Here is a 21,343-nt window from a genome sequence, read left to right on the forward strand (position 1 = left end):
CGGGTGGCAAAGGCAGACCTGGACAAGCAACCCTTCGACGTGGCGTCGATGTTCGATGCCGTCGGCGAGAAATACGACCTCACCAACACCATCCTCTCCTTCGGGCAGGACGCCCGCTGGCGGCGCCGGACGCGCGAGCGGCTCGACCTGCAGCCGGGGGAGAAGGTGCTCGACCTGGCGGCCGGCACCGCCGTGTCCACCGTGGAGCTGGCCAAGTCCGGGGCGTGGTGCGTGGCCTGTGACTTCTCCCAGGGCATGCTCGCCGCGGGGCGCGAGCGGGCGGTGCCGAAGGTGTGCGGCGACGGCATGCAGCTGCCGTTCGCGGACGACACCTTCGACGCGGTCACCATCTCCTACGGACTGCGCAACATCCACGACCATGAGGCCGGGCTGCGGGAGATGGCCCGGGTGACCAAGCCCGGTGGGCGGCTGACGATCGCGGAGTTCTCCACCCCGGTGGTCCCCGTCTTCGGCACGGTGTACAAGGAGTACCTCACCCGCCTGCTGCCGCGCGTGGCGCGCGTGTTCTCCTCCAACCCCGAGGCCTACGAGTACCTGGCGGACTCCATCCGCGCGTGGCCCGGCCAGGAGGGCCTCGCCCGGGTGATCAATGCCAACGGCTGGGAGAACGCCGGATGGCAGAACCTCAGCCTCGGGATCGTGGCGCTGCACTCGGCGACGAAGCCGTTGTAGACCACAGGGGGGTGTCGCGACGCGCCCGGGACACCGCGCCCCCGGCCAGGCGCCAGGTGCGGGCCACGAGGTCGCGGTCCTCGTCGGTGATGAGGTTGCCCATGAGCCGCGCCGCGGCCGGCATGATGACGGCCCCGATCGGGCCGCGCAGCCCCAGCGGGCCGACGACGGGCAGGAACTTCGGGTAGGTGAGCAGGCGCGCAGCGGTGCGGGCCAGCAGGAAGGCCTCCCCGTAGGTGTCGCGCAGCAATTGCGGCCACGCCCGGGTGAGGTCGCGGTCCTGTTGCAGCAGGGCCACGGCCATCTCGGCGGATTCGAGTCCGTAGTCGATGCCCTCGCCATTGAGGGGGTTGACCAGGGCGGCGGCGTCGCCGATGAGCATCCAGTTGGGGCCGGCCACGTTGGAGACGGCGCCGCCCATGGGCAGCATCGCCGAGGCGATGTCGCGCTCCGGGCCCAACTGCCACTCCGGGCGCTTCTGGGCGGCGTAGTGGGCGAGCAGCTTCTTCGTGTTCACCTTCGCCGGGCGGGTGTCCGTGGACAGGGCGCCGGCGCCGAGGTTCACGCGCCCGCCGCCGAGCGGGAAGATCCAGCCGTAGCCGGGTTGGACGGTGCCGGTGTCGTCGAGAAGCTCGACGTCGGAGTGGATCCACGGCTCCGTCGACAAGGGGGTCTCGCAGTAGGAACGCGCGGCGATGCCGTAGACCTCCCCGCGGTGCCACTCGCGGCCCAGCAGCTTGCCGAACGTTGACCGCACGCCGTCCGCCACGAGGATCCAGCGGGCCCGCACCTGCTTCTCGACGCCCCCGTGACGCACCGTCACCTCGCCGATCCGGTCGCCCTGGAAGGTGACGCCCGTGGCGCTGGCGTCCTCCCACACGGTGGCACCCCGCGCTGCGGCGGCCCGGACCAGGAGGTGATCGAACTCGGTGCGCGGCATGGCCGAGCCCACCGTGCCGTAATGCCCCTCCGGCCAGGGGGCGGTGACGGAGCCGCCGAAGCCCCGCAGCTTGAGTCCCTCATTGCGGTAGTCCCTGGTCACCTCGTCGGCCAGGCCGAGCCGGGCGAGGCTGTGGATGGCGCGCGGAGTGAGGCCGTCGCCGCAGGTCTTGTCGCGGGGGAAGGAGGCGGCGTCGATAAGCAGGGCGTCGAGCCCGGCCTCCGCCGCATGGATCGCGGCGGCCGCTCCCGCGGGACCGGCACCGACGACGAGGACATCCACCACACTCATGCGCCCCATTGTGGCACCCTGACTACGGTGAGCGGCAATTGTGGACTACGGTTGAACCCGATCATCTTCATCCTCATACCCCGTTGCAAGGACATTCCGATATGACCCACGGCACTACCTACCAGCCCAGCCCGGCAGGGCACGTGGACCTGGGAGACGCCGAGCTCAATGAGCGCATCGCGACCGGAATGACCGAGGTCGAGGTCCTGCTGCGCGAGGAACTGGCGAAGGGCGAGGACTTCCTCGTCGACAAGGTGACCCACCTGCTCACCGCCGGGGGGAAGCGATTCCGGCCCATGATGGCCCTGCTCGCCTCCCAGTACGGCCCCCGCGCCGGGTCGCGCGACGTGGTCAAGGCCGCCGCCGCCCTGGAGACCGTCCACCTGGCCACCCTCTACCACGACGACGTCATGGATGAGGCCGAGCTGCGCCGCGGCGTGGACTCCGCGAACGCCCGCTGGGACAACGCCGTCGCCATCCTCGCCGGGGACATCCTCTTCGCCCACGCCTCCCGGCTCATGAGCGAACTGGACACCCACACCGTGGGGCACTTCGCCACCACCTTCCAGGACCTGGTCACCGGCCAGATGCGGGAGACCCTCGGCGCCGGCGACCGGGACCCCATCGAGCACTACCTCGACGTCATCGCGGAGAAGACCGGCGTGCTCATCGCCTCCTCCGGCTACCTCGGCGCCTATCACGCCGGCGCCTCCGCAGAGCACACCGATGCGCTGCGCAAGATCGGCATGTCGGTGGGCATGATCTTCCAGATTGTCGACGACATCATCGACATCTTCTCCGACCCCGAGCAGTCCGGGAAGACCCCCGGAACCGATCTGCGGGAAGGCGTGTTCACCCTGCCCGTGCTGCTCGCCCTGGCGGAGGATTCCGACGTCGGCGAGCAGCTGCGCGGCCTGCTCACCGGGCCGCTCACCGAAGATGCCGACGTCGAACGCGCCCTCGAGCTGCTGGGACGGTCCCAGGGGCGGGAACAGGCGCTGGCGCACGTCCATCGCTTCCTCGCCGAGGTGGAGACCCAGATCGCCCGCCTGCCGGAGTCCCCGGCCACCGATGCCCTGCGCCTGCTCGCCGGCTACACCGTCCGGCGCGTCGGTTAAATATCCGCTCTGACCAGGCGATTTGCCAGGTGGTCGGGGCATCATAGTAAAGTGTGTAGCGCACCACGGTGCTTGCCAGGTTGCCCGAGCGGCCAAAGGGAGCGGACTGTAAATCCGCCGGCATAGCCTTCAGAAGTTCGAATCTTCTACCTGGCACCACGTGAAACCCACCCGGATTGTCCGGGTGGGTTTCTGCGTTCCCGGGTGTGGCAGTGCCGGTGCGCCCTCGTCGAAAGCACGCGGTCGAAAGCACGCGGTCGAAAGGGCGCCCCGTGGCGGGGTTCAGGGCCCCATCTCGACGCCCTGAATTCAATGCCGTGAATTCGACGTGGAGGACCCCGCGCCAACGACTGTAAGCATGCCTCCCGCACCCCACTTTAAAGCCGCTTCCACAGCCTTTAAACGCGTCCATATAACACGCTAAATACCGCCACTGACCTGCCGATTTGTGTTAGTGCAAGGCATCGGGTTAATCTTTACAAGGCTTCAACGGAGCGGCCAAGAGAAATCAAGGCAAAAAGTTCCAGAGGCTGTGCCCCCTTAGCTCAGTCGGCAGAGCGTTTCCATGGTAAGGAAAAGGTCATCAGTTCGATTCTGATAGGGGGCTCTGTTTCTTTTCTCCCGCGGTTGCAGGCGGACCGTCGGTGGCTGGGGGAGTGTGAAGCAGTCACCTGGCGGTGTAGCTCAGTGGTAGAGCAAGCGACTCATAATCGCTGTGTCGCGGGTTCAATTCCCGCCATCGCTACCGGTTGACCGCCTGGCAGGAAGTTTCGGAAGAGGTTTCCCGTCTGGTAGGGTGAACCGTGCTGTTCGATCAGCGCACCAAGGGGCGTAGCTCAATTGGCAGAGCAACGGTCTCCAAAACCGTAGGTTGCAGGTTCAAGTCCTGTCGCCCCTGCCACTGCGGGCCGGTCCCGAGGAATTTCCTCGGGACCGGCCCGTTCTGCTTGTCCGGGGAGCCCTCTGGTAGGCTCACTGAAGTTCCATCCACGACAGATCGCGAGGAGAGCTGTGACCGATCAGCAGCCCAACCAGCCCGGTGTGGCCCGCCCGACGGGCAAGCGTCAGCTGACCGGCGCCGGCACCACCTCGACCTCCTCCTACGAGGCGAAGCGTGTCGCCACCACCGCGCCCGAGGATGAGAAGCCGGGCGGCGGCGTCGCCAGCTTCGTGCCCGAGGTCGTCTCCGAGATGCGCAAGGTCATCTGGCCGACGGCGCGTCAGATGGTCATTTACACGCTGGTGGTCTTCGCCTTCCTCATCGTCGTCACCGCGCTGGTGTCGAGCGTCGACTTCGTGGTGGGCCTCGGAGTTGAGAAGGTTCTCACTCCTTAGGTAGAGTATTCCGCAACAGCTTCCACTCCCGCCGGACCCTCAGGGTCGGCGGGATTATTCATTGGGCTCCGGGCGCTAGACTGTCCGGCAAGGCCCACCACGTCCACCGCACGTCTGGAGCAACAGCATGAACACCACGGACCACGACACCCCCATCTTCGACAACGACGACGCCGAGATCAGCGCCGCCGAGCAGATCCTCGGCGATGATCCCTCCAACGCCGACGAGACCCTGGCCACCGAGCCGCCGGTCGCGCCGACGACGGAGGAGGACTCCGTCCTCGAGGAAATCGCAGAATCCGAGGAGACCGAGGAGACCGAAGAGCCGGAGGAGCGCGACGAGCTCGCCGCCGCTGCCGCCGCCCTCGGTGACACCACGGAGGAGGATTCGGAGGCGGAGTACCGTCGCCGCCTGCGTCGTTACGTGTCCGAGCTGAAGAAGCTCCCCGGTGACTGGTACATCATCCAGTGCTACTCGGGCTACGAGAACAAGGTGAAGACGAACCTCGACATGCGTGCCCAGACCCTCGAGGTCGAGGAGTACATCTACGACGTCGTGGTCCCGATCGAGCAGGTCCTGGAGATCAAGGACGGCAAGCGCAAGCTGGTCAAGCGCAAGCTGCTGCCGGGTTACGTCCTGGTCCGCATGGAGATGAACGACAAAGCGTGGTCCGTGGTGCGCGACACCCCGGGTGTCACGAGCTTCGTGGGCAACGAGGGGAACGCGACCGTCGTGAAGCACCGCGACGTCGCGCGTTTCCTCATGCCGAAGGAGGCTTCCGTCGAGGGAGACGCCGCGGCGGTGACCGCGGACGGCGAGAAGGTCGTCGCCATGCCGGACGAGCAGGCGCGCCCGACCGTCGCCATCGATTTCGAGGTCGGCGAGGCGGTCACCATCCTCACCGGTGCACTCGCGTCGGTGTCCGCGACCATCTCCGAGATCGATCCGGTCACCGGCAAGATCCAGGCGCTGGTGTCCATCTTCGGCCGCGAGACCCCGGTCGAGCTCACCGCCGATCAGATCGAGAAGATCAACTAGCTTCTCGACGCCCCCGGGATTTGGGCCCGGTCCCGGGCGTGCCGTAGGCTTGACCCTCGCGCGCACCCGCGCGCCCGAAACATTCATCCCCGGTGGCCGGGATACGCGAAGACCCAGCTGAGGCTGGCAGCGGGGCCCGGCATCCGGACGGTGGTCGTCATCATCGTGACGGTCCACCGGTACCCAGGAACGAGGTAATTCGATGGCTCCCAAGAAGAAGAAGAAGGTCACCGGCCTGATCAAGCTGCAGATCGAGGCTGGCGCCGCTAACCCGGCTCCCCCGGTCGGCCCGGCCCTCGGTGCCCATGGTGTCAACATCATGGAGTTCTGCAAGGCCTACAACGCCGCCACCGAGTCCCAGCGCGGCAACGTGATCCCGGTTGAGATCACCGTCTACGAGGACCGTAGCTTCGACTTCATCCTCAAGACCCCGCCGGCCGCCAAGCTGCTGCTCAAGGCCGCTGGTCTGCAGAAGGGTTCGGGCGTCCCGCACACCCAGAAGGTGGGCAAGGTCACCATGGCGCAGGTCCGCGAGATCGCCGAGACCAAGCAGAAGGACCTCAACGCCCGCGACATCGACGCCGCCGCGAAGATCATCGCCGGTACCGCCCGCTCCATGGGCATCGAGGTCGAGGGTTAATCCCTTTCCATCATCACGTGGCAGGGCCAGCTCCGGCCCGCTGACCACACAATCCGCATAAGGAATTGCATCAATGAGCAAGAACTCCAAGGCATACAAGGCCGCCGCCGAGAAGATCGACAAGGGTCGCGTCTACTCCCCGATCGAGGCTGCGAAGCTCATCAAGGAGACCGCCTCCCAGAACTTCGACTCCACCGTGGACGTCGCCATCCGTCTGGGCGTTGACCCGCGCAAGGCTGACCAGCTGGTCCGCGGCACCGTCTCCCTGCCGCACGGCACCGGTAAGACCGTCCGCGTGGCTGTCTTCGCCGCCGGCGAGAAGGCCACCGAGGCCGAGGCCGCGGGCGCCGATGTGGTCGGCACCGACGAGCTGATCGAGCAGATCACCGCCGGCACCATCGACTTCGACGTCGCCATCGCCACCCCGGACCAGATGGCCAAGGTCGGCCGCGTCGCCCGCGTGCTGGGCCCGCGTGGTCTCATGCCGAACCCGAAGACCGGCACCGTCACCACCGACGTGGCCAAGGCTGTCGCCGACGTCAAGGGCGGCAAGATCTCCTTCCGCGTGGACAAGGCCTCCAACCTCCACGCCGCCATCGGCAAGGCCTCCTTCGACGCGAAGGCCCTGGCCGAGAACTACGGCGCTCTGCTGGACGAGCTGCTGCGCATCAAGCCGGCCTCCTCCAAGGGCATCTACCTGAAGAAGATCACCCTCTCCTCCACGAACGGCCCGGGCGTCCCCGTCGACTCCCACGTGCAGAAGAACTACGCCGCCGAGGCCTAAACCTCAGCGCGTATCGACGCCCCGTGTGCTCCCCGGAGCCCACGGGGCTTCGTGGTTCTTGACACCGCACCCCGGACCCTCTAGGGTCCCTGGTGGCCCACAGACTATCGACCCGCCGAAAGGAGACACCCATGTATCTGCAGCTGAATATTCAGATTCATGCGTGCCTCGTCGGCGATGCGTCCAGCCGAAACTAGTTCCGCTAGTTTCTCTCGGCTGCACCGCGGCGAGATACGTCCCGGCCCTGACCACATCAGGGCGGACACGTAGACCCCGGTGCGGCCTTTTTTCATGCGCGCCCTCCGTGCCCGCCCTGTCCCCTTCCGACAAGGACAAGGAGGGAGCACATGTCTCCCCGTAGGCGCCCCCCGGCGCCGCCCACGCGTCACCTGCACACCCGCACTCCCAAGGTGGAGTGCTTCGCCTCCCAGATTGAGCAGGACACGCTCGATCAGGCCCGCGAGCTGGCCCGCCTGCCGTTCGTCTACCCGCACGTCGCCCTCATGCCCGACGCCCACGTCGGCATGGGCTCGGCGGTGGGCACCGTGTTCGGCACCATCGACGCCGTCATCCCGGCGGCGGTCGGGGTGGACATCGGCTGCGGCATGATCGGTGTGCGCACGGGATTCACGGCCGCTGACCTGCAGGGGCGGGATCTCACCCGACTGCGCGACCGGATCGAGGAGACCATCCCGCTGTCGCCGGGCAACTACAACGACTGGGCGCTGGCCGGCACCACCGCCGACACCCGCACCCGGGAGCTGGCGGCGCAGGCCGAGCGGGACGGCGTCGATCTCTCCCACTCCCCGAAGTGGCGCCAGCAGCTCGGTTCGCTCGGCGGCGGCAACCACTTCATCGAGCTCTGCCTCGACGAGGAGGACACCGTGTGGATGTTCCTGCACTCCGGTTCCCGGGGCGTGGGCAACAAGATCGCCCGCAAGCACATCCGGGCGGCCGAGGAGCACTGCGCGAAGCACTGGATCCCGCTGCCCAACGCCGACCTGGCGTACCTCGTGGCGGGCACCCCGGAGTTCGACTCCTACCTCACGGACCTGGCGTGGGCGCAGCGCTTCGCCTGGCTCAACCGGGAGGAGATGATGGATCGCTTCCACGCGGCGCTGGCCTGGTTCCTGGAGGCGGAGGTCGTCGAGAAGCAGCGCATCAACTGCCACCACAACTACACCGTGCAGGAGCAGCACTTCGGCAAGACGGTGTGGGTGACCCGCAAGGGGGCGGTGCGTGCCGCGGAGGGCGACGCCGCCCTCATCCCCGGCTCCATGGGCACCGCGTCCTACGTGGTGGAGGGGCGCGGCTACCCGCCGGCGCTCAACTCCGCGCCGCACGGGGCGGGGCGTCGCCTCTCGCGGACGCAGGCCCGGGCGGAGTACTCCGCCGCCGACCTGGAGGCGCGGATGGAGGGCATCGTCTACCGCCCCGGCGAGGCGTGGGTGGATGAGATCCCGGACGCCTACAAGGACATCGACCAGGTGATGGTCGATGCCGAGAAGCTGGTGGACGTGCGCCACCGGCTGCGCCAGGTGCTCAACGTCAAGGGCACCTGACGCCGCCTACTTGGCCACCGGATCGCGGCGTCCGAGGCGGACCTTCTTCACGGTGCGTTCCGCCTCGACGTCGGCGTCCTTGAAGCCGAAGAACCAGGTGAGCACGAAGGCGGTGCCCAGCGCGGCGGCGGAGGCGATGAGGAAGCCCCAGAAGCTGAAGTCCAGGCCCTCCGGGTTGACGAAGGAGGTGAAGCCGATGAGCGAGCCGGTGAAGCCCCACATGTTGACGTTGAACAGGCCGGTGAGCAGGCCGCCGACGAAACCGCCGATCGACGCCATGATGAACACGCGGCCGTACTTGAGGTTGACGCCGTACATGGCGGGCTCGGTGATGCCGCAGAACGCGGAGATGGCGGCCGGCCCGGACAGGGCCTTGATCTTCTCCAGCTTCGTCTTGATGAACACCGCCAGCACCGCGCCGCCCTGGGCGACCATCGTGGCGGAGATGATGGCGTTGAGGTAGGAGTTGCCGGAGGCCGCGATGTCCTGCGCGACGAGCGGGATGACGGCCCAGTGCAGTCCGAAGATGACCAGCGACTGGTAGAAGCCGCCGATGATCGCCCCGGAGATCGTGGGCGAGAGGTCGTAGAGGCCCTGGATGACGGTGGCGATGCCGGTGGAGACGAACATGACGATCGGCCCGAGCACCAGCAGGATGATCACCGAGACGATGACGACCTCGAAGAGCGGCACGAAGATCATCCGCAGGATCGCGGGGATGACCTTCTTCAGCCACGGCTCCACAATGGAGGCGACCCAGGCGGCGACGATGATGGGGAAGATGGAGTAGCTGTAGCTGGCGACGTGGAAGGGGATGCCGAAGAAGTCGGAGTTGAGCGGCATGCCGAGGATGTTGCGGTCGGCCCCGCTCTGCGACATCTCCACCAGTGTCGGGTAGGTGAGTACGCCGCCGATGATGGCCACGATGATGGGGTCCGCGCCCAGTCTGCGCGCGGCGGTGAAGCCGACGAAGATCGGCAGGAAGAAGAACACCGCGTCGGACATGGCGTTGATGATCTGGAAGGTGTTGGAGTCGTCGGTGATGACGTCGAACGTGAGCAGCAGGGAGAGAATTCCCTTGATGATGCCCGAGGCCGCCAGCAGGCCGATGATGGGAATCATGGAGCCCGTGATCACGCCGATGAGCTCGGAGAAGCCGTATTTGACCCAGCCGACGGCCGTGGTCGGCTTCTCCCGCACCTCGGCGGGGGCGTCCGGGTCGGTGGGGCCGAGCTGCGCCTCGATGGCCTGGTAGACGTTCTCCACCTCCGGTCCGATGACCACCTGGTACTGGCCGCCGGCCTTGACCACGTCGATGACGCCGTCGAGATCCGCGATGACCGCATCGTTCGCGCGGGCCTCGTCCTTGAGATAGAAGCGCACGCGCGTGATGCAGTGGGTGACGGAGCGGACGTTGTCCGCCCCGCCGATGTTGTCGATGATGTCCCAGGCCAGCGCGTCGAATCCGGTCAGCTCCGCCGGACGTTGCGTATCGACGCCCGCCTCGCTCACCGTCGCCACCTCCTGGGTGGGTTCCTTCACCTTGGCCGTCGCGCGGGCGACCTCGTGGCCGAGTGCGGCGTCGCCGTAGTCGACGTCGAGAAGCTCGAGCTTCTTCTTCGTGTTGGTGACGATGACGACGGTGGCGGTGGACTTCCCGGCCTCCTCGATGACGGCGGTGTCCATGGTGCCGATGACCTGGCCGGCGGTGACCTCGTCGCCCTTGGCCACGGTGATGGTGAAGGGGCGGCCCTCGAGCTCGACGGTGTCGATACCCAGGTGCACGAGGTACTGCAGCCCCGAGGGGGCGGTGATGCCGACGGCGTGGCCGGTCTTGGCCACCATCATGACCTTGCCGCTCACCGGGGCGACCACGTCGCCGCCGGGGGTGTCGAGGATGCCGAAGCCCTCGCCCATGGATTTGCCCGCGAAGACGGGGTCGGGGATGTCGGTGATGTCGATGATCCGGCCGGCAACGGGTGCGACCACAACATCTACGGTGTCCGGACTGTCAGCTGTCATGACTGGTGTGCTCCTTCGGCGATGACCAGCGCCTGGTAGGGCTGGAGGGGGAGGGTCGGGGTGAGTTTGGTTCCGGGGTGGTTGTCACTGAGGACGGTGCCGTCCACGAACTCCGGCGGCAGGGTGAGGCGCTGCGGGTTGAAGGTGAGGTTGCACACCACCAGCACGCGTTCCTCAGGGTGGGTGCGCAGGAAGGCGTACACCGCCGGGTGTTCGCGGTCCCAGGCCTCGTAGCTGCCCGCGGCGATGGCGGGGTGCGCGCGGCGCAGGGCGATGAGGTGCTGGTAGTGGCGGAAGATGCGGCCGTCGGCCAGCTCGGAGGCGACGTTGATGCGCTCCTGGTTCGTCGGCCGCAGCCAGGGGACTCCGGTGGTGAAACCGGCGGTGGGGGAGTCGTCCCACTGGACGGGGGTGCGGCCGTTGTCGCGGGCCCGGGCGAGGACGACGGTGAAGGCGTCGGCGGGGGCGAGTCCGGCGTCGAGAAGCGAGTGGTAGGCATTGTGCGCCTCGACGTCGATGTAGTCGGCGAGGGAGGTGTATTCGGGATCGGTCATGCCGATCTCCTCGCCCTGGTAGATGAAGGGCGTGCCGCGCTGGGTGTGGGTGAGGGTGGCGAGCATGGTGGCGGCCTCGACGCGCAGCTCCCCGGCGTCGCCGAAGCGGCCGACGGCGCGCGGCTGATCGTGGTTGTTGAGGAAGAGCGCGTTCCAGCCGCCACCCACCTGCATGCCCTCGGCCCACTCGTTGAGCACGCGTTTGAGGTCGGCGGAATCGTAGGGCTTGAGCGCCCATTTCTCCCCGCCGGGGTAGTCCACCTTGAGGTGGTGGAAGTTGAACACCATGTCCAGCTCCCCGTTGGCGGGGTTGGAGTAGGCGACGCAGCGCTCGATGCTGGTGGAGGACATCTCGCCGACGGTCACCGTGCCGGGCACCCGGCCGAAGGAGGCGCGGCGCAGTTCCTGCAGGTAGGGGTGGACGTCCTCGCCGTCGGTGTACATGACTCGGGGATCGACACCCGGGGCGGAGCTGAGCAGCTCCTCCTTCTTGCCGATGAGGTTGATGACGTCGAAGCGGAATCCCCGCACCCCCTTGTCCAGCCAGAAGTTGACGATGTCCGCCATCTCCTGCCGCACCCGCGGGTTCCGCCAGTCGAGGTCGGCCTGGGTGATGTCGAAGAGGTGGAGGTACCATTCGCCGGTATCGCCGAAGGGGGCCCACGCGCTGCCGCCGAACTTGGATTCCCAGTTGGTCGGCGGCCCGCCGTCGGGGGCGGAGGGGCGGATGATGTAGTAGTCGCGGTAGATCGGGTCGCCGTCGAGGGCGCGCTGGAACCATTCGTGGGCGGTGGAGGTGTGGTTGAACACCATGTCGAACATGACGCCGATGCCGTGCGCGGCGAGACCCGCGATGAGCTCCTCGACGTCGACCATCGTGCCCATGACGGGGTCGATGGCGCGGTAGTCGGCGACGTCGTAGCCGTTGTCGCGTTGGGGGGAGACGAAGAAGGGGCTGAACCAGACCATGTCGGGTCCCAGTTCGGCGAGGTAGGGGATGCGGTCGATGATGCCGCGGATGTCGCCGATGCCGTCGCCCGTCGAGTCCTGGAATGACTTGGGGTAGATCTGGTAGATCACGGTGCGTCCGTCCATGGTCCCACGGTATCGAAAAGCGCCCTGCATATGACGGCCGTCACAGCTTGGGGAAGGGTGAGGGTAGCCTGTACTTGCTGGTCAGTGGCCTTTTCTTTGGCCATAATGATGTTATGACCACCTCAGTCGCACCTCCTGTCACACCGAAACCCGCGGCGTTGTTCCTCCGGTCCCGCGACGGCATCATCACCCTGGCCACCGTCGCCGCGATCCTCCTCCATCTGGTCCTCTGGTTCGGATTCGGTCTCGAGGGGTGGGCCCGGACGTGGCCGCTCGTCGCGGTGGTCGTCCTCGGCGGCCTGCCGCTCATGTGGGAGGTCCTCCGCTCGGCGATACGCACCCGGGGTGGGGCCGACACCCTGGCGGCGGTGTCCATCATCACCGCCGTCGCGCTGGGGGAGTGGCTGGTCGCGGCGATCATCGTGCTCATGCTCTCCGGCGGTGAGGCGTTGGAGGAGGCGGCGTCGAAACGCGCCTCCGGCACCCTCGACGCCCTCGCGCGCCGGGCCCCGACCACCGCGCACCGCCTGCGGGGCGAGCACATTCTCGACGGCACCGAGCAGGTCCCCGTCGCCGACATCGTCGCCGGGGACCGCATCGCCGTGCTCCCGCACGAGCTGTGCCCGGTCGACGGCGAGGTGGTCGACGGGCACGGCGCCATGGACGAGTCCTACCTCACCGGCGAGCCCTACGTGGTGAGTAAATCGAAGGGCTCGCAGGTCATGTCCGGTGCCGTCAACGGCGACAGCCCCCTGGCCATCGTGGCCACCCGCCCGGCGCAGGACTCGCGCTACGCCCAGATCGTCGGCGTCCTGCGCGAGGCCGAGGAGAACCGGCCCGCGATCCGGCGCCTCGCCGACCGGCTGGGCGCCTGGTACACCGTCATCGCGCTCGCCCTCGGCGCGCTGGGCTGGGTGATTTCGGGGGATCCGGTGCGCTTCCTCGCCGTGGTTGTCGTGGCCACCCCGTGCCCGCTGCTCATCGGCGTGCCGGTGGCCATCATCGGGGCGATCTCGCTGGCGGCGCGACGCGGGATCATCGTGAAGAACCCGGGGATGCTCGAGAACGCCTCCCAGGTGAAGACCATCATGTTCGACAAGACGGGCACGCTCACCTACGGCCGCCCCGTCATCACCGACATCGACACCGCCCCCGGCTTCGCGGAGGACGAGGTCCTGGCCCTGGCCGCCTCCGTCGAGCGTTACTCCCGCCATCCCCTCGCCGAGGCGATCCGCGCCGGCGCCGAGACACGCGGCCTGGAGCTCCCCGACGTCACCGAGGTCTCCGAGCGGCCCGGCCAGGGCCTCACCGGGCGGGTCGGCGGCCGGCACATCCGCATCACCAACCGGCGCACCGCCCACGAGATCGACCCCGCCAGCCGCGAGCTCATCCCGGAGACCTCCTCCGGCATGGAGTCCATCGTGCTCGTCGACGACGCCTACGCCGCCATGATCCGCCTGCGCGACGAACCCCGCGCCTCCGCCCACGAGTTCATCGCGCATCTGCCGCAGCACCATGACGTGGACAAACTCATGATCATCTCCGGTGACCGCGAGTCCGAGGTCCGCTACCTCGCGGAGCAGGTCGGCATCGGGGAGGTGCACGCGGGGGTCAGCCCGGAGGGGAAACTGGCGATCGTCGAGAAGCACAACCAGCGGGGTCCGACCATGTTCCTCGGCGACGGCATCAACGACGCGCCCGCCATGGCCGTCGCCACCGTCGGCGTGGCCATGGGCGCGGATTCCGACGTCACCTCCGAGGCCGCCGACGCCGTCATCCTCGACTCCTCCCTCGAGCGTCTCGACGACCTCCTCCACATCGGCGCCCGCATGAGGAGGATCGCGCTGCAATCGGTCATCGGCGGCATGACTTTGAGCATTATCGGCATGATCCTCGCGGTCTTCGGGTTGCTCACCCCGCTCATGGGGGCCATCGCACAGGAGGTCATCGACGTCCTCGCCGTCCTCAACGCGGCGCGCGTGGCCGTCGTCCGCGGCCCCTTGAGTGATTTCGACGACCGCTGAACGCGACCTAGGCTGAAGGCATGCCGAAGATCACCCGGGCGACCGTCGAGGAACACCGCGCCGCCCAGCACCGCGCGGTTCTCGACGCCGCCGAGCGCCTCATCGAGGAATCCGGAGGCCAGGTCCCGACCCTCGGGGAGGTGGCCGCCGCCGTCGGGCTCGCCCGCTCCAGCGTCTACGCCTACGCCTCCTCCCGCGTCGACCTGGTCATCCAGCTGCTTCTGGAGACCATCCCCGCCTGGACCGAGCGCGTATCCGCGGCGATCGAGGCCGCCGGCGCTGATCCGGCGGCGCGCGTCGACACCTACCTCGAGCACACCCTCGACTTCTTCGTCGACGGCACGCACGGCCCGCTCATGGCCGCCGCCCAGCAGCACCCCGAGGCCTTCACCGACGAGCGCGTCGTGGAGTCCCACGACAGGATGGCCGCCGCCCTGCGCGCCGCCATCGCCGACCTTCCCTCCGATGCGGTCCCGCTTCTCGACGCCGCCGTCCACCGCGGCGCCGAGATGATCACCCGCGACGGCGTCGCCCGCGAGCGCGTGCTCGGGATGCTGCAACGCATGGCCCGGGGACTGATCGTCCCGTGAGCATCCGGTGCACCGGTACCGCCGCCGGGGAGTTTCCCGCCGACACGGCACTGTTGCGGATTCTGGTCTCCGGGCGGAATGCCGATTCGCAGCAGGCCTACCGCACCCGACTGGAGGCCCGCGAGGTCGTCCTCCGGGTCATCGCGGCCACGACCGTTGAGCTCCGTGCGGAGAGTGTCCACGAGAACACGTGGGACGGGGTCACGCACGCCACCTGGGAGTGTGAGGTGGCGGCCACCGGCACCTTCGCAGAGCTCCAGGAGATACTGTCCCGTCTCGCGGCCGTCCCCGCTGTCGGGGTGACCGGACCTTCGTGGCGCCTGTCCGCGACCGGACGTCGGGCCGCGCGCGAGCACCTGCTCGCGGAGGCGGTGCGGAACGCGCGTCGGGAAGCGGAGATCATCATCCGTGCCCTCGACGGCCACCTCGGCCCGGTCCTGGCCGTGCGCAGCGGGCACGACAGTAGTGAGGGCCCCGAGGTGCGCCTGCTGGCGGCCGAAGCGGAGGCAGGTGAACGTCCGCCCCGCACACTCGAGATCGACTTTGTCCCCGAGATGATCCCGTTCAGTGAGTCAGTGACGGTCGAATTCGGGATCGGCTAGGGCGTGGCTCTGGGGGTGCGGAGCGGCACTCCACTTTGGCATCCCGGTGACCGGCGTGAGTTACCGCACGGGACGGGGACCCGTGCCGAGAAATATCTCTACGCCGCGCATTTTCTTGCTAAGGGTGGAAACAGTGGACGTGCACCACCAGTTCAATCAGGCCAGGCTATTGGGGGTGGTAGCGGGAATCAAGATGGAGACCTCAAATCGATACCAAAGTATCGCTAATGAGAGATTCGCTTCTAGTGGCGTGTAGGGCAGAGATAATGGGGGCGTCCATCTTGTGGAAACTTGAAAGGAAGGAAATGCACGCTCTATTTTGGAAGAGGCTCAGCCGCACTCATGATAGGTGCACTTTCGCTAGTTGGAGCACCTGTCGCTGAGGCGAAACAAGTCATTTCCCGGCCGATAGCTGCAGCGCCCGCCGTCGTCGCAGGTGACAATGGTATTGCTTCGCAGGGGCAGGTGAAGGGCGTGCCTGGGGTGCGGGTAAGCCAAGAGCTGATCTTGACGTCTGGCGAATCTCTCACAATCTCCGTCGACTGGGCGAGCGATCTGGTCACTGTACAGGGAGGTGGCGATGAAGTAAGTTCAGTCTCGCTGAGCGAGCTGCAAGCCCTTGCTGCCCGAGTAGGTTCGGATCAGCCGCAAGAATACGCCGGCATGACTGCCAATCCAGAGGACATAAATTGGGGCTCGATGTGCCAGTGGTTGGCAGGGCTCACGGGCTTGGGTCACGCCGCCATCTGGTCTTTGGTGAGTCCGTGGATGGGCATTCCTTATGGCGTCTTTTGGGTCTGGGTGGGGCTGCAGTGCAAGTAGGGGGCGGAATATGACGGACAGTAACACTTTGCAGGTTTCCAATCTCGTCCCACTGCTCGTTGTGATCACTGCCGCATTCGTCTGTGCCATCCTTATTCCGGTGCCGCAGCTTGTCGTTCCGAGTGCGGTCTTTCTCTCCGGGTTGTGCGCAGTGATATCTTGCATCGTCCTGCACGGGAAGCTGCGCAGTAGCGCCGGGATGAAGCTGGCATTAGGTGGCATCAATTTCGTATTGACTACAGCTCTCACCTTCCTCGTGCTCAAAGCCGTGGCGCAGGCAATCCTCTGACTCTGCGGACCCATCCCTTTATGTCCACCGCGCTGTCGATGCGCCCGTTTCCTCTCAGCGTCGAGTGAATCGGTTCCCCATTCACTAGCGAGCGAGCTCCAGCCACCGCTCGAAGAGCCAGGTGCCCCGGCCGGACTCGAACATCGCCACCCAGCTGCCCTGTCGGTGTTCCTCCTCGCGGGCCAGACCAGAGAGCAACAGGAGGGTCGTCTCCTGGTCGAGGGTGGACACCCGCTCGGGCGTGAGTGTGGCGTAGAGCTCCGCGCCTGTCTCCCAGGTGGGCCAGTCGGCAGGGCCGGGTCCGTGCTCCTCCAGGAAGGTCAGGGCGCGGGCGGCGGGCACCTCCCAGGGGCCGGCATGCTGGCGTAGGTCGTCGATAAGCGAGGCGAGGTCATCACGCATCATGTCCCCAGCCTCCCACGGAATTTGGAGTTGCGGGAGGGTGCGCGCTAACATCATGCACCGAAGTTTGAATCGGCTCCCTGTTAGGGGATCCGCGCTCAAGTTTCACCGCAGACCGTCGGTCATCCTCTCGCAGGATCGAAGGTCCCCAGGAATGGGGCGGCCCACGCAGGAGACACTTTCGAGCCACCACTCCTTCCCGGAGATGTGCGCCCTGTGCTCTTGCACGGGGCTCTTTTCATTGCAGATCAGAGCTCCGGCGGACCAACACGACACGTAATTGGAAGGAGGCGAAGTAATGGCAAACGCGAAGAACACCGCCGAGCTCGCAGAGCTCAAGGCAAAGTTCGAGGAGGCGACCTCCGTCGTCCTCACCGAGTACCGCGGCCTGACCGTTGCGCAGATCTCTGAGCTGCGTAGCGCTCTCGGCTTCGACGTCCAGTACTCCGTCGCCAAGAACACCCTTATCAAGATCGCTGCCCAGGAACAGGGCATCGAGGGTCTTGACGAGCACCTCACCGGCCCGACCGCCGTCGCCTTCATCAAGGGCGAGGCAGTCGATGCCGCCAAGGTGATGAAGAAGTTCGCCGATGATAACAAGGCGTTCATCGTCAAGGGTGGCTACATGGACGGCAACGCTCTGTCTGCCGACCAGGTCAAGGCCATCGCCGAGCTGGACAACCGCGAGACCACTCTCGCGAAGCTGGCCGGTGCCATGAAGGGCAATCTGGCAAAGGCCGCAGGCCTGTTCAACGCCCCCGCTTCCCAGGTCGCACGCCTCGCCGTTGCGCTCCAGGAGAAGAAGGACGCTTAAAGTCGCCATCCGGCGCACCACACCCCCTAACATTCAGAGCCTGCGGGCTCATAAAGAAAGGATGCCACCATGGCTAAGCTCACCAAGGACGAGCTCATTGAGGCCTTCAAGGAGATGACCCTGATCGAGCTCTCTGAGTTCGTCAAGGAGTTCGAAGAGGTCTTCGAGGTCACCGCTGCTGCTCCGGTCGCCGTTGCTGCTGCAGGTGCCGCCGACGCCGGCGCTGCCGCTGCTGAGGAGAAGGACGAGTTCGACGTCGTCCTCGAGGATGCCGGCGCCAAGAAGATCGGCGTGATCAAGGCTGTCCGCGAGCTCGTCTCCGGCCTGGGTCTCAAGGAGGCCAAGGAGCTCGTCGAGGGTGCCCCGAAGGCCATCCTCGAGGGTGCCAACAAGGAGGACGCTGAGGCTGCCAAGGCTAAGCTCGAAGAGGCCGGCGCCAAGGTCTCCCTCAAGTAAGCTCTCGCTTCTCGACGCCCCCGTGATCCGTTTCGACGGACACGGGGGCGTCGTCGATTCCGGGGTCAACGTGTAGCACTGAATGACCCGGGCCGCAGTCTGGAGAACAATATCGATACTCTCGTATCACCCTTGTCGAATGCCTGCGATCTCCCCAATCTGCGCGGTTAGGCTCGGGGGTGAGCTGGTACTCAGAGGAGTCACCAAGAGGAAACCGGAGAGGGACGTGGAAACAATGATCAGAAAGAAGCTCCTGATCGCGTGTGTCGCTACTGCGATGGTCTTGTCACGTCCGCAAGCTATGGCTACAGAATCGGTAACTGATTCACTTGTGCAGGTGCCCATTCACGATGAAATTGGACATGGGGTTACAGTTATTGATCTTCGTCAAGAGGGGGAACCAAGGCCGGGAGAAGCTACCCCCAAGAACGAACCGATCCGTGACTACTACATAACGAAGTACCCGGGAGCGGGCCAAGAATGGGGCTATGGAAAAGTGACTGGGCACTTTGTCTCAAACTATCTACATCCTTCGGCTTGTCACGGCTCCACCGTGAAAAGGGGCGCGAGGCAAGATCGCGCCACGGATATCATCGGGGGGAAGTGGTCTCGAGCGCGGATTTCGGAGCTTTTCACCTGGGGGACTGCATCGTACTATTACCACACTTGTTAATGCCGAAATTCGACAATCCTCATCGGTGGTAGTGGAAGGCGGTATCACGGCGTGCTGACATGGACACACAGTCCCATCGCGGTGATGGCGTTGGTACTGGGCCTGGCGGTTACCGTCGCAGGGTTGGGTGCAGCCTTCCTGCTGGACGCCCGTTCTCCGCTGGCTATTGATGCAACAGAAACCGTCACGTTGGCTGCGGGGAGCCCGGGTGATGGGCGATCTTTTGACGTCGCAGCACGGGCGGCGATCCTGGAGAACGTCACCGTGTTGAAGTGGAGTCCGGAACTCAACATGGAGGACGCTGACGCGCTCGTCGATATTGCCGGTACGTGGTCGGGGCCGGATACAATCACCCGGCTGCTGGGCAACCCCGTTCGGATAATGGATGAAGCAGTTCTCGACAACGTCCTTTTCGACGGTGACTTCATCCTCATCGGGGAGGCAGCAGACATTGAGGCGTGGCGGGCGCACCTCGCGCGGGAAGGTATCGCATCCATTCGATCCGTGCAGACTGAAACGTCGTTGCTGTTCTTGGACGTCTACCGATTCTTCCCGATGCTCGTGGTGATCGTTCTTTTCGTCGTGATGCTCGCTGCGCTGATACCACTGCTCTGGCTCGGACTGAACTCGCGGACCCTGGCTCTCCTGACGATCAACGGTGCGAACGCGTACGAGAGGGCCACGTTCATGGTGGGTTCTATCGCTCTCCCGGTCATCGGTGTGTGGCTGTTTCTCGGCGTGGTCGTATCCGCATCCCTGATCGTGTTCGGGAAGACGCAGCTGTGGGGGCCTGTCGTGGGGATTACAGGGTGGTACGTTCTGCTCGCCTGCTGTGTCCTGAGCCTCTCGTTGTTCGTCCTCACCGTTACTGGACACAAGTCGGCCGCAGTGTTGACGGAGCGTCGCAACGCCACTCGTGGTCAGCTTCGTCTTCTGGAGGGTGCCTACCTGACGACGCTCTTGCTGGTCGTCGTCGCAGCTGTCCCCTTCTCCGTGGTTCTCCACAGGGGAGGAGAGGCAGAGGCCAAAGTGGGCGCTCTGGAGGCCCTCCCTGACTCCTCGGTGAGCCTCGGTCTCTTTACCTTCCCCGGGGATCCGCTCGGATCCGATCCTGACCATGACGCATTCCTCGCCGCGCCTCTTCGAGAATTCATCGACATGAACGCCCTCAGCCTGGCCAACATCTGGATGGATGGTGCCGGGTCAGACGGTCGCGGCTCGTTGGTTGTCGTCGATCAATCATATGTGGACAGCGTGGGGACCGCAGGTTTGCGAGGGCCGTTGGTGCCGATGGATCCGAACGTACGGGAATGGCAAATGGTATCGATTCACCTCGGGAGGAGTGCGTCGGCGCAACGACAGATCATCCACGATTCACACATCTACGAGGTCAAGGAGGGATCTCTTGTGGCGGCCCCGCGCTCCCAGTTCTTTGAGTACGCGCCGGCCGGGTCGGTGGTGGCGGTGCTTCCGAGCCTTGATCTGCTCAATGATGGGGCTCTGGTTGCCTTCGGATCCAATGGGTCGCTGCTCGTCAGCGACCTCGACCTGGCGGAGTCGGTCCTCCATAAATATCGCGCCCATACCCGCTGGACTCCATTTCTCCTTTCTGATGCAGGTGACAGCGCACGTGACCACCGACTTTTCAACAGAGTCGCCGGGTTGTCCACGTTGCTGGGTTCGGTGATGGCATCCGCAGCAGTGTTGCTGATGATCACTTGGCTGCGTTCGACTATGCGTCGCGAGGAATTCCGCATGCTGATCCTCCATGGGCGGTCGATTCCTTCGCTTCTGTGGTCTGCCGGGGTTCGGGAACTGATGCTGGCCGGAGTATTTGGTGTGGGTGGGGTTATCGTTGCCGGCGTGGCGTATCCAGTTGCCATTTCTGCCGTCGCTGCTGTCACAGCGGGGTTGCTGATCATGTCACTGCTCACCTGGTACTTCACGCTGACCATGCTGCGTCGCAGAATTGGGGATCGTTGATGTCTCACATCGAAGCTCGGGAATTCGGAGTAAGGGTCGGCGGCGACGAGCTCTTGTCTGCGTTGAACTTTCTGTGTCGCGCTGGAGCGGTGACCGCTATCGTCGGCCCCAGCGGTTGCGGAAAGACCTCCCTCCTCAACGCGATGTCCGGCCTCTATCCTCACACCAGCGGTGCATTGCTCATCGACGGCGACGACTCGGTGGGGTGGTCGGCCGCCCGGTGGCGGCGGTTCTGGCGGGACCGTGCCTCATTCGTCCACCAGAACTACGGTGTCATTCCGGACCGGAATGTCGGGTTCAACATCTCGTTGACTACCAGTGGTGACAGGAGTCGGATGTGCCAGGCTCTGGAGGCAGTGTCGTTGGAGGTTCCCCTCACAGCCCGGGCGGGAATACTCAGTGGTGGTGAACAACAACGGGTGGGAATCGCGCGGGCCATCTACAAGAGTTCACAGTTCGTCTTCGCCGACGAACCCACGGCCTCGCTGGACCGTGTCAACCGTGAACACGTCATCTCCTTGTTGCGGACGCTCGCTCGAGAGGGACGTACAGTGGTCACGGCGACGCATGATGAGGACCTCATGAAGGCCGCCGACCAGGTCATCTCTCTGTGAC

20 protein-coding genes and 4 tRNA genes are annotated in these 21,343 nt (G+C 65.7%); 20 read left to right on the top strand and 4 right to left on the bottom strand.

The window, feature by feature from the left end:
* Nucleotides 1–3: 3 nt before the first annotated feature.
* The gene (locus tag ACFPUZ_RS10875) at nt 4–693 is read left to right on the top strand and encodes a demethylmenaquinone methyltransferase (RefSeq protein ID WP_377001925.1); all 690 of its coding nucleotides are present in this window, start codon (nt 4–6) and stop codon (nt 691–693) included.
* Here the strand turns inward: ACFPUZ_RS10875 and ACFPUZ_RS10880 are convergent.
* Nucleotides 647–1,933, bottom strand: coding sequence for a geranylgeranyl reductase family protein (locus ACFPUZ_RS10880; RefSeq protein WP_377001926.1), 1,287 nt, complete (start codon nt 1,931–1,933; stop codon nt 647–649). The two genes, ACFPUZ_RS10875 and ACFPUZ_RS10880, sit on opposite strands and share 47 nt — an antisense overlap.
* A gap of 92 nt (nt 1,934–2,025) precedes the next feature.
* On the opposite strand from ACFPUZ_RS10880, the gene ACFPUZ_RS10885 reads away from it, so the two are divergent.
* The 10 genes from ACFPUZ_RS10885 to ACFPUZ_RS10930 all read left to right on the top strand — a co-directional run bounded on the left by ACFPUZ_RS10885 (nt 2,026) and on the right by ACFPUZ_RS10930 (nt 8,402).
* Nucleotides 2,026–3,042: a polyprenyl synthetase family protein gene (locus ACFPUZ_RS10885; RefSeq protein ID WP_377001927.1), complete on the top strand. Its 1,017-nt coding sequence runs from the start codon at nt 2,026–2,028 to the stop codon at nt 3,040–3,042.
* Nucleotides 3,043–3,116: 74 nt separating this feature from the next.
* Nucleotides 3,117–3,201 (top strand) — tRNA-Tyr (locus ACFPUZ_RS10890).
* Nucleotides 3,202–3,576: 375 nt separating this feature from the next.
* Nucleotides 3,577–3,649: transfer RNA gene (locus ACFPUZ_RS10895), tRNA-Thr, on the top strand.
* Between the two features lie 66 nt (nt 3,650–3,715).
* A tRNA-Met gene (locus ACFPUZ_RS10900) sits at nt 3,716–3,787 on the top strand.
* Nucleotides 3,788–3,867: 80 nt separating this feature from the next.
* A tRNA-Trp gene (locus ACFPUZ_RS10905) sits at nt 3,868–3,943 on the top strand.
* A 110-nt stretch (nt 3,944–4,053) separates the two neighbouring features.
* Nucleotides 4,054–4,377, top strand: a complete 324-nt coding sequence (gene secE, locus ACFPUZ_RS10910; protein ID WP_377001928.1) for a preprotein translocase subunit SecE — start codon at nt 4,054–4,056, stop codon at nt 4,375–4,377.
* Between the two features lie 127 nt (nt 4,378–4,504).
* Nucleotides 4,505–5,416, top strand: coding sequence for a transcription termination/antitermination protein NusG (nusG, locus tag ACFPUZ_RS10915; RefSeq protein WP_377001929.1), 912 nt, complete (start codon nt 4,505–4,507; stop codon nt 5,414–5,416).
* A 202-nt stretch (nt 5,417–5,618) separates the two neighbouring features.
* Entirely contained in the window at nt 5,619–6,056 is a 438-nt protein-coding gene (rplK, locus tag ACFPUZ_RS10920) for a 50S ribosomal protein L11 (RefSeq protein ID WP_377001930.1), read from the top strand.
* Between the two features lie 73 nt (nt 6,057–6,129).
* On the top strand, nt 6,130–6,840 hold the full coding sequence (gene rplA, locus ACFPUZ_RS10925) for a 50S ribosomal protein L1 (protein ID WP_377001931.1): 711 nt from the start codon (nt 6,130–6,132) through the stop codon (nt 6,838–6,840).
* 347 nt (nt 6,841–7,187) lie between these two features.
* The gene (locus tag ACFPUZ_RS10930) at nt 7,188–8,402 is read left to right on the top strand and encodes an RtcB family protein (protein WP_377001932.1); all 1,215 of its coding nucleotides are present in this window, start codon (nt 7,188–7,190) and stop codon (nt 8,400–8,402) included.
* A 6-nt stretch (nt 8,403–8,408) separates the two neighbouring features.
* Here ACFPUZ_RS10930 and ACFPUZ_RS10935 read toward each other — a convergent pair whose 3' ends face one another.
* Together ACFPUZ_RS10935 and ACFPUZ_RS10940 are read right to left on the bottom strand one after the other, a co-directional pair.
* Nucleotides 8,409–10,424: a PTS sugar transporter subunit IIABC gene (locus ACFPUZ_RS10935; protein ID WP_377001933.1), complete on the bottom strand. Its 2,016-nt coding sequence runs from the start codon at nt 10,422–10,424 to the stop codon at nt 8,409–8,411.
* Nucleotides 10,421–12,073, bottom strand: a complete 1,653-nt coding sequence (locus ACFPUZ_RS10940) for an alpha,alpha-phosphotrehalase (protein ID WP_377001934.1) — start codon at nt 12,071–12,073, stop codon at nt 10,421–10,423. Before ACFPUZ_RS10940 ends, ACFPUZ_RS10935 begins: the two co-directional genes overlap by 4 nt.
* A 74-nt stretch (nt 12,074–12,147) precedes the next feature.
* Between ACFPUZ_RS10940 and ACFPUZ_RS10945 the strand changes: the two genes are divergently transcribed.
* The 4 genes from ACFPUZ_RS10945 to ACFPUZ_RS10960 all read left to right on the top strand — a co-directional run bounded on the left by ACFPUZ_RS10945 (nt 12,148) and on the right by ACFPUZ_RS10960 (nt 16,400).
* On the top strand, nt 12,148–14,097 hold the full coding sequence (locus tag ACFPUZ_RS10945) for a heavy metal translocating P-type ATPase (protein WP_377001935.1): 1,950 nt from the start codon (nt 12,148–12,150) through the stop codon (nt 14,095–14,097).
* 20 nt (nt 14,098–14,117) lie between these two features.
* Complete coding sequence (locus ACFPUZ_RS10950; protein WP_377001936.1) at nt 14,118–14,687, top strand: TetR/AcrR family transcriptional regulator; 570 nt, start codon at nt 14,118–14,120, stop codon at nt 14,685–14,687.
* On the top strand, nt 14,684–15,289 hold the full coding sequence (locus tag ACFPUZ_RS10955) for an SIMPL domain-containing protein (protein ID WP_377001937.1): 606 nt from the start codon (nt 14,684–14,686) through the stop codon (nt 15,287–15,289). The genes ACFPUZ_RS10950 and ACFPUZ_RS10955 overlap by 4 nt, the downstream gene beginning before the upstream one ends.
* Nucleotides 15,290–16,121: 832 nt before the next feature.
* The gene (locus ACFPUZ_RS10960; RefSeq protein ID WP_377001938.1) at nt 16,122–16,400 is read left to right on the top strand and encodes a hypothetical protein; all 279 of its coding nucleotides are present in this window, start codon (nt 16,122–16,124) and stop codon (nt 16,398–16,400) included.
* Nucleotides 16,401–16,484: 84 nt separating this feature from the next.
* Here ACFPUZ_RS10960 and ACFPUZ_RS10965 read toward each other — a convergent pair whose 3' ends face one another.
* Nucleotides 16,485–16,805, bottom strand: a complete 321-nt coding sequence (locus tag ACFPUZ_RS10965) for a DUF6508 domain-containing protein (RefSeq protein ID WP_377001939.1) — start codon at nt 16,803–16,805, stop codon at nt 16,485–16,487.
* A gap of 295 nt (nt 16,806–17,100) precedes the next feature.
* On the opposite strand from ACFPUZ_RS10965, the gene rplJ reads away from it, so the two are divergent.
* The 5 genes from rplJ (at nt 17,101) to ACFPUZ_RS10990 (ending at nt 21,342) form a co-directional block, all read left to right on the top strand.
* Nucleotides 17,101–17,616 (top strand): 50S ribosomal protein L10, encoded by a 516-nt coding sequence (rplJ, locus tag ACFPUZ_RS10970; RefSeq protein ID WP_377001940.1) that lies wholly within the window; start codon nt 17,101–17,103, stop codon nt 17,614–17,616.
* 69 nt (nt 17,617–17,685) lie between these two features.
* Nucleotides 17,686–18,072, top strand: coding sequence for a 50S ribosomal protein L7/L12 (gene rplL, locus ACFPUZ_RS10975; RefSeq protein WP_377001941.1), 387 nt, complete (start codon nt 17,686–17,688; stop codon nt 18,070–18,072).
* A 301-nt stretch (nt 18,073–18,373) separates the two neighbouring features.
* The gene (locus ACFPUZ_RS10980; RefSeq protein ID WP_377002264.1) at nt 18,374–18,745 is read left to right on the top strand and encodes a lactococcin 972 family bacteriocin; all 372 of its coding nucleotides are present in this window, start codon (nt 18,374–18,376) and stop codon (nt 18,743–18,745) included.
* A gap of 84 nt (nt 18,746–18,829) precedes the next feature.
* The gene (locus ACFPUZ_RS10985) at nt 18,830–20,728 is read left to right on the top strand and encodes a hypothetical protein (RefSeq protein ID WP_377001942.1); all 1,899 of its coding nucleotides are present in this window, start codon (nt 18,830–18,832) and stop codon (nt 20,726–20,728) included.
* Nucleotides 20,728–21,342, top strand: coding sequence for an ABC transporter ATP-binding protein (locus ACFPUZ_RS10990; RefSeq protein ID WP_377001943.1), 615 nt, complete (start codon nt 20,728–20,730; stop codon nt 21,340–21,342). Before ACFPUZ_RS10985 ends, ACFPUZ_RS10990 begins: the two co-directional genes overlap by 1 nt.
* The last annotated feature ends 1 nt before the right edge of the window (nt 21,343 follow it).

It is taken from the genome of Corynebacterium nasicanis (assembly GCF_042658165.1).
Classification (GTDB): Bacteria; Actinomycetota; Actinomycetes; order Mycobacteriales; family Mycobacteriaceae; genus Corynebacterium; species Corynebacterium nasicanis.

What these genes read in the sequence shown, in the direction of transcription:
- rplK (WP_377001930.1), top strand. Translation starts at nt 5,619, where the DNA reads ATGGCTCCCAAGAAGAAGAAGAAGGTCACCGGCCTGATCAAGCTGCAG.
- ACFPUZ_RS10935 (WP_377001933.1), bottom strand. Translation starts at nt 10,424, where the DNA reads ATGACAGCTGACAGTCCGGACACCGTAGATGTTGTGGTCGCACCCGTT.
- ACFPUZ_RS10880 (WP_377001926.1), bottom strand. Translation starts at nt 1,933, where the DNA reads ATGGGGCGCATGAGTGTGGTGGATGTCCTCGTCGTCGGTGCCGGTCCC.
- ACFPUZ_RS10940 (WP_377001934.1), bottom strand. Translation starts at nt 12,073, where the DNA reads ATGGACGGACGCACCGTGATCTACCAGATCTACCCCAAGTCATTCCAG.
- ACFPUZ_RS10930 (WP_377001932.1), top strand. Translation starts at nt 7,188, where the DNA reads ATGTCTCCCCGTAGGCGCCCCCCGGCGCCGCCCACGCGTCACCTGCAC.
- nusG (WP_377001929.1), top strand. Translation starts at nt 4,505, where the DNA reads ATGAACACCACGGACCACGACACCCCCATCTTCGACAACGACGACGCC.
- rplJ (WP_377001940.1), top strand. Translation starts at nt 17,101, where the DNA reads ATGGCAAACGCGAAGAACACCGCCGAGCTCGCAGAGCTCAAGGCAAAG.
- ACFPUZ_RS10960 (WP_377001938.1), top strand. Translation starts at nt 16,122, where the DNA reads ATGACGGACAGTAACACTTTGCAGGTTTCCAATCTCGTCCCACTGCTC.
- ACFPUZ_RS10990 (WP_377001943.1), top strand. Translation starts at nt 20,728, where the DNA reads ATGTCTCACATCGAAGCTCGGGAATTCGGAGTAAGGGTCGGCGGCGAC.
- ACFPUZ_RS10980 (WP_377002264.1), top strand. Translation starts at nt 18,374, where the DNA reads ATGGCTACAGAATCGGTAACTGATTCACTTGTGCAGGTGCCCATTCAC.
- rplL (WP_377001941.1), top strand. Translation starts at nt 17,686, where the DNA reads ATGGCTAAGCTCACCAAGGACGAGCTCATTGAGGCCTTCAAGGAGATG.
- ACFPUZ_RS10965 (WP_377001939.1), bottom strand. Translation starts at nt 16,805, where the DNA reads ATGATGCGTGATGACCTCGCCTCGCTTATCGACGACCTACGCCAGCAT.
- rplA (WP_377001931.1), top strand. Translation starts at nt 6,130, where the DNA reads ATGAGCAAGAACTCCAAGGCATACAAGGCCGCCGCCGAGAAGATCGAC.
- ACFPUZ_RS10950 (WP_377001936.1), top strand. Translation starts at nt 14,118, where the DNA reads ATGCCGAAGATCACCCGGGCGACCGTCGAGGAACACCGCGCCGCCCAG.
- ACFPUZ_RS10885 (WP_377001927.1), top strand. Translation starts at nt 2,026, where the DNA reads ATGACCCACGGCACTACCTACCAGCCCAGCCCGGCAGGGCACGTGGAC.
- ACFPUZ_RS10985 (WP_377001942.1), top strand. Translation starts at nt 18,830, where the DNA reads ATGGCGTTGGTACTGGGCCTGGCGGTTACCGTCGCAGGGTTGGGTGCA.